The organism is Aeromonas sp. SE22, from assembly GCF_038739755.1.
GTDB lineage: Bacteria > Pseudomonadota > Gammaproteobacteria > Enterobacterales > Aeromonadaceae > Aeromonas > Aeromonas jandaei.
In genome coordinates this window covers 38,955-45,750 of sequence record NZ_JBCGFD010000021.1, presented here as the reverse complement: position 1 = coordinate 45,750, position 6,796 = coordinate 38,955, and the positions used below count along the sequence as shown (strand labels likewise).

Genomic DNA, 6,796 nt, shown 5'->3' with positions numbered 1-6,796 from the left:
CCGCTCCGCCACTAAATAGAAGGCCTTCCCGATTGGGAAGGCCTTTTTGCTATGGGCGATTTGCCTGTTGGCCACAGCGGTGCACGCCAGAATAGACACAAAAGCCCGGTTATCAGACCGGGCTTTTGTGTTTTCAGCATCGAGAGGCCACTGAACAGTGGCTCTTGCCTAAGGGAGGGCCGCTGACAGGCCCGCTATTCCCTCCTTTTGGTATGTAATTGCGGTCATTTTTCGGATGATTCGCAACCATTTGTACTGGATTACTCGTAGCCACCCATCCCCATCACTGGGCTACAGCGCCACAGGGAAGGGCCATATTGACCACTCCCTCCTCCATCTGAACGTCAATGGTAAAGCCGAGTCGCTTGGCGAGGGTTACCATGCCGCGATTGCTTGGCATGGTCATGCCGGAGAGTTGGCCGATCCCCTGCTCGCAGGCGTAGCGGATGATCTTCTCCATCATCAGTTTGCCGAGCCCCAGTCCTTTCAGGTCGGAACGAACCAGAATGGCAAATTCGGCATCGCTGAGATCCGGCGTCGAGATGGCGCGCACTACCCCGAGAATCTGACCTTTACGTTCCCCATCCTGCCCTACGGCGACAAAGGCCATTTCGCGGTCGTAATCGATCTGGGTCATGCGAGCCAACTCTTCGTGACCCAGCTCACCCACGTCGGCGAAGAAGCGTTTGTACCTGTCCTCATCGGAAACCTGCAGCACGAACTGTTTGTGAGCCGGTTCATCTTCCGGGCGAATGGGTCGCAGCAGAACATGACTCTGATCCTTGAGCCAGGCTCCCTCCTCCAGTTCGGTCGGGTAGGGGCGGATCGCCAGCCGACTGGCGGGTGGAAGTGCAGGGTCGGCCAGCGTGACGCTGGCATCCAGCACTACCATCTCGGTGCCACAGGCTTGCAGCGGATGAAGATCCAGCTCCTGTATTTGCGGGAAGGCGAGCAGCAGTTCGGAGAGCTGGCAGAGCACCTGACCGAGGGCATCGATATCCAGCCGATCAGGAGTGGCATGTTCACGGATCTTGCGACTCTTGAGCGCACCGATGATCTGGTAACGGGCCAGAGCCTGATTGAGCGGCGGCAGCGCTGCAACCATCTCCTGTGGCTCCGCGCCCGATTCACCGAGCAGGATGACGGGGCCAAAGATGGCGTCTTGCTGGATACGAACCCGCAGCTCCAGACCACCACTACGCCGCGCCATGCGCTGTACCAGCAACCCTTCAATACGGGCGCCGGGATCGTGCTGTTTCACCCTGTCCAGAATGGCGTCGGCGGCCTGTGCTACTTCGGCCGAAGTGCGCAGATTGAGCACCACACCGTGCACGGCAGATTTGTGCAGGATATCGGGCGAACGGAGTTTGACTGCCACCGGGTAGCCGATCTGCTCGGCAGTCAGGGTTGCCTCGATGGCGTCGGTGACGATCCAGGTGGGCAGGGTCGCGAGCCCGGCTGCCTGCAAGATGGGGTGGGCGAGATGGGTATCCAGCCTCAGCTGTTTGCGCTCCTGCGCCTGGCGGATCAGCTGCTGGCAGAGCTCGATATTGAGCTGGTTGCCGTGCAGGGAGGCGGGGGTCTCCATCAGCTGCTTCTGGTTGCGGCGGTACTCCACCATATGCATGAAGGCGGCCATGGCGCTTTCCGGGGTACGGTAGGTCGGGATGCCCGCTTCGGTAAAGAGTTTGCGCCCCTCCTGTGCCGAATACTCGCCCGCCCAGTTGGTAAGAATATTGAAACGGCGTGCTCTGGGGTGCTGTTTCAGGTGGGCGATAAGATGGCTGGCCAGTGGTGCACTGGGAGCTGTGAGCGAAGGAGCATGAATGATCAGGATGGCATCGATCCCCTCTTCCCCGAGCAGGTTGTCCAGCGCCTCCTGATAGGTGGTGATGGTGGCATCGCTGCCGATATCGAGCGGTGGGCGTGCCAGTTTACCGCCCCGTTCCAGCAGCACATCCACCGCCATATTGGCCAACCCGCGGCCGTTGGAGATGATAGCGAGCCGTTCGCCCTTGAGGGTCATGGAGTGGCTCAGGGTCTCCACTGCGGCAAACAGTTCGTGGGTATCCCGCACCCGCAACATGCCGGCGCGGCGGATGGCGGCGTCATAGACGTTGTCGAGGCCGTGGGCCGGATCGTGGCGTCCGCTTTTGAGCACCAGGATCGGCTTGTTGCGCGAGGCCGCTCGCGCCGCCGAGAGAAAATGGCGGGCATCGTGCAGCTTGTCCATGTAGAGCAGGATGGCGCGGGTGACGCTGTCGCGGGAGAGCTGGTCCAACAGCTGGCCGAAGTCGATGTCGCAGTGATCGCCAAGGGAGATAAAGGCAGAGAATCCCAGCTCATGCTGCTTGGCCCAGTCGAGAATGGTGGTGCTGACCGCGGCAGACTGGGAGAGAAAGGCGACTTGCCCGGGCTTGGCGGCAATCGGTGAAAAGCTGGCATTGAGCCCCTGACCGGGCAGCAGCATCCCCATGCTGTTGGGGCCGAGCAGGCGGATACCGTATTGTTTGCAGAGCCGTTTCAGCTCTTGCCGCTCATCTTGTGAAAAATCGGCGGCGAGGATGATGGCTGCGCCCGCGCCCTTCTGGCCAAGCGCCTCCAGTAGGGGGATGACCCGCTCCCGGCGAGTGCAGATGATGGCGAGATCAGGAGCCAGTGGCAGGCTGGCAATGTCGGGATAGGCCAGCACGCCGGCCACCGCCTTGCTGCGCGGGGTGACTGGCAGGATGGGCCCTTTGAAGTGGCCCGCCAGCAGATGGCGAACGATGACATGGCCCGCTTTGTGCGGATCGGTCGAGGCGCCGATGATGGCGATTGATTGGGGTTTGAACAGCCGATCCAGACCGCTTGCGTTCATGGGCACTCCCGTCGAAAGGGGGAAGATACCAGTCTAATACCTCTTTGTTGCAGGTTCTGTGACCGGCTCCCGATCACCGTTTGTTCAGGGCGTTGGCGCGCAGGTAAAAGCGCAGCTCCCCCTGTACCCGGCGGATGGCACCGAGGTGACGCTCCTGCAGATAGATCTCCTGCTCCCTGTCCAGCAAGGTGCTGGGCAGACCCATGCTCTGCAAATACTCCTCAAACAGGGTTGATCCCTTGATCTCGACCAGATGCTGTTTCATGGTGCTCCTCCCTGATGTAGTTCGATGATGGCGAATATTCAGTCTGCGATCCCTTGCCCGGTTTGCCTATTGTCACTTCTGACATGAGACGGGACAGGAGAAGGTTCACACATCTGGCAGCGAACGCCGCATCAGGCCCTTGGCTGGCGTTATAGTATGACCAGAAGCATGGCGCTTGGATGGTGCAGGGAATGAAGCGAGTCGGATTGTGGTGCATGGTGTTGTGGCTGTGGGCGGCGGATACGTCGGCTGCCGTGCAGTCGATCCGCACCTGGAATCTGCTGCTGGAGCATCCCAACCCGGCAGTGGTGCAGTTGCTGCGGCTCTCTCTAGATCTGACGGTGCCTGAATATGGCCCCTACCAGCTGGTCTCCAGCCCACCGATGGAACAGGGGCGGACGGTGAAAGAGCTGCACAGCGGCGAGCTGGTTCAGGTCGGAGTGTTTGCCCCCGATGAGGAGCGGGAAAGGGATCTGCTGGCGGTACACATTCCATTGGCCAAAGGGCTGCTCGGCTGGCGGGTTTGCCTGATCCGGCAGGGGGATGAGGGGCGCTTTGCCGCCATTCATTCGCTGGCCGACTGGCGCCGCTCCGGGCTCATCATCGGCCAGCACAGATCCTGGCCTGACACCCAGTTGCTGAGGGCCAACGGCCTCAATGTGATGGCGGGCAACCTCTACGAAGCGCTGTTCAACATGTTGCGCAAGCAGCGTTTCGACTGCTTTTTGCGCTCCGTCATCGAGGTCGAGGATGAGCTGAAACAGCACCCGGATCTGGCCATCGAGCCCCATCTGGTGTTTCGCTATCCGCTGGCGCTGCTCTTCTTTGTTTCGCCCAAATATCCGGAGCTGGCGCAGCGCATCGAGCTTGGCCTGCAGCGGGCGCGGCAAACCGGGGATTTTGACCGGATCTTCGAGGAGGGGTTTGGCAGCACCATCCGCCGTTTGCAGCTCGACCAGCGGCAGCGCCTCGAGCTGAACAATCCTGATCTGCCGTTGTCGAGTCGCAAGATGATGGCCGACCCGACGCTCATCTACCAGCCCGTCTCAACGCAGTGAGTTCTGGTTCTGCGCCGTATCCCAGAAGGCGCGGATCAGCGGCTCTTCCAGTCGCTTCTTGAGCACCCCGATCCCCACATCAAATGGCTTGAAGGCGGGCTTGAGGTCGATGATCCGCACCTTGTCGCCGAGCGGGCTGTGGTCGATCACCGCCGCCGGCACCAGCCCCACGCCACAACCGAGCGCCACCATGGCGACGATCCCCTCGTTACCCGCCACTTCGGCGTAGATGTTGGGGGCGATCCCCTTGTTGCGAAACCACTGATCGCTGCGTTTGCGGGCCAGCCCCTGCTCGGAGAGGATGACCGGCAGCTGCTCCCAATCCGGCTCGCCCTGACGGAACCACTGGTTCAGCTGGGGCGCATTGCGTGGTGCGATAAAGACCAGCGGCACCTGCTGCAGGCTGGCGAACTCCAGCTTGGCGGGCAGGGCATCGGGGCGGGCAGCGATGGCGAGATCGGCCTCGTCGGCCAGGATTTTGTCCACCGCCAGCGCCGGGTCACCGGTCTCCAGCTTGATCTCCAGCTGGGGGTAGCGGCGGCGAAAGCGCTCCAGTACCTCGGGCAGCAGAAAGTAGCTGGCGGTGACCGAGCAGAACACCCGTAGCCGCCCCTGCAGCGGTTCATCGCTGCGTTTGAGCTCCTGCTTGAGCTGACGCCACTCCTGCAACAGGCCGCCGCCAAACTCCCGCAGCTTCTCGCCGGCGGGGGTGAGCCGCACCGAGCGGTTGTCCCGCTCGAACAGGACGCAGCCGGTCTCCTGCTCCAGGCGCTGGATGGCACGACTCAGGGTGGAGGGGCTGACCGCCATGGCATCGGCGCTCTTGCCGAAGTGGAGGGAGTCGGCGAGGTGGAGAAACAGCTCGAGATTGCGAAGGTCCATCTTTCAGCTCCTGGCGCGGCATGTGTGCCCGATATCCAGCGGTTGGCGGCTTGTTTCTGCCATCTCGCGGTACATTCAGCAGGCGATTATGAAGGGTTAACGTTTCAATTATTGCAATGTACTGTTTCGAATATATCAGTTCAGGCAATAAGTGTCCCGCGCTATAGTGGTTCAGACAACGCCGCCATCCGGCATGGAATCAATCGAACGGAGCAATCACCATGGCTAACTATTTCAACACCTTGAACCTGCGTCAGCAGTTGGCCCAACTGGGCAAGTGTCGTTTCATGCAGCGCGAAGAGTTCGCGGACGGCTGCAACGTGCTGAAGGGCAAGAAGGTGGTGATTGTGGGCTGTGGTGCCCAGGGTCTGAACCAGGGTCTGAACATGCGCGACTCCGGGCTGGATATCTCCTATGCCCTGCGCAAGGCCGCCATCACCGAGAAGCGCGCCTCCTGGCAGAAAGCCACCGACAACGGCTTCGCGGTCGGCACCTATGAAGAGCTGATCCCGACCGCCGATCTGGTGCTGAACCTGACTCCGGACAAACAGCACTCCGACGTCGTGAAAACCGTGATGCCGCTGATGAAGCAGGGCGCCGCATTGGGCTACTCCCACGGCTTCAACGTGGTGGAAGAGGGTCAGCAGATCCGCTCCGACATCACAGTCGTGATGGTTGCGCCCAAGTGCCCGGGCACCGAAGTGCGTGAGGAGTACAAGCGCGGTTTCGGCGTACCGACCCTGATCGCCGTTCACCCTGAAAATGACCCGAAAGGCGAAGGCATGGCCATCGCCAAGGCGTGGGCCTCTGCCACCGGCGGCGACCGTGCCGGCGTGCTGGAGTCCTCCTTCGTGGCGGAAGTGAAATCCGACCTGATGGGCGAGCAGACCATCCTCTGCGGCATGCTGCAGGCCGGTTCTCTGCTCTGCTACGACAAGCTGGTTGCCGAAGGCACCGACCTGGCCTACGCCGGCAAGCTGATCCAGTTCGGCTGGGAGACCATCACCGAAGCCCTGAAACAGGGTGGCATCAGCCTGATGATGGACCGCCTCTCCAACCCGGCCAAGCTGCGCGCCTTCGAGCTCTCCGAGCAGCTCAAGACCCTGATGCGCCCGCTGTTCGAGAAGCACATGGACGACATCATCGCCGGTGAGTTCTCCCGCGGCATGATGGCCGACTGGGCCGAAGACGATGCCAAGCTGTTCGGTTGGCGCGAAGAGACCGGCAAGTCTGCCTTCGAAAATGCCCCTGCGTTCGCTGGCAAGATTGCCGAGCAGGAGTACTTCGACAATGGCGTGGTGATGGTGGCCATGGTCAAGGCGGGTGTCGAGCTGGCGTTCGAGACCATGGTGGCTTCCGGTATCTACGAGGAGTCCGCCTACTACGAATCCCTGCACGAGCTGCCGCTGATCGCCAACACAGTTGCTCGCAAGCGTCTGTACGAGATGAACGTGGTCATCTCCGATACCGCCGAGTACGGTAACTACCTGTTCGCCAACGCCGCCGTGCCGTTGCTGCGCGAGCACTTCATGCCGACCCTGAAAGCGGGCGATCTGGGTGCCAGCAAGGCGGAAGGGCAGAGCGTCGACAACCTGGCGCTGCTGGCGGCCAACGAAGCGACCCGCAACCATCCGATCGAGAAAATCGGCCAGGTACTGCGTGGTTATATGAAAGACATGAAACGCATCGCCGTTGGCGGTTAAGCCCGCATCGGGCTGGAGGATGAAGGGG

General features: G+C 61.3%; 5 protein-coding genes. 2 read left to right on the top strand and 3 right to left on the bottom strand.

Annotation, left to right across the window (positions count from 1 at the left end):
- Positions 1-283: 283 nt before the first annotated feature.
- Positions 284-2,860, bottom strand: a complete 2,577-nt coding sequence (locus tag AAHA39_RS19840; protein ID WP_320657152.1) for a bifunctional acetate--CoA ligase family protein/GNAT family N-acetyltransferase — start codon at positions 2,858-2,860, stop codon at positions 284-286.
- A 73-nt stretch (positions 2,861-2,933) separates the two neighbouring features.
- Positions 2,934-3,125 carry a hypothetical protein gene (locus tag AAHA39_RS19835; protein ID WP_019446537.1) on the bottom strand — a complete coding sequence of 64 codons (192 nt, stop codon included), beginning with the start codon at positions 3,123-3,125 and terminating at the stop codon, positions 2,934-2,936.
- Between the two features lie 191 nt (positions 3,126-3,316).
- Between AAHA39_RS19835 and AAHA39_RS19830 the strand changes: the two genes are divergently transcribed.
- The gene (locus AAHA39_RS19830; protein WP_201931724.1) at positions 3,317-4,183 is read left to right on the top strand and encodes a hypothetical protein; all 867 of its coding nucleotides are present in this window, start codon (positions 3,317-3,319) and stop codon (positions 4,181-4,183) included.
- On the opposite strand, the gene ilvY is transcribed toward AAHA39_RS19830, so the two are convergent.
- Positions 4,172-5,065, bottom strand: a complete 894-nt coding sequence (gene ilvY, locus AAHA39_RS19825) for an HTH-type transcriptional activator IlvY (RefSeq protein ID WP_043851854.1) — start codon at positions 5,063-5,065, stop codon at positions 4,172-4,174. The genes AAHA39_RS19830 and ilvY overlap by 12 nt on opposite strands.
- Before the next feature lie 221 nt (positions 5,066-5,286).
- Between ilvY and ilvC the strand changes: the two genes are divergently transcribed.
- Positions 5,287-6,768 (top strand): ketol-acid reductoisomerase, encoded by a 1,482-nt coding sequence (gene ilvC, locus AAHA39_RS19820; protein ID WP_320657153.1) that lies wholly within the window; start codon positions 5,287-5,289, stop codon positions 6,766-6,768.
- Positions 6,769-6,796 lie beyond the last annotated feature (28 nt).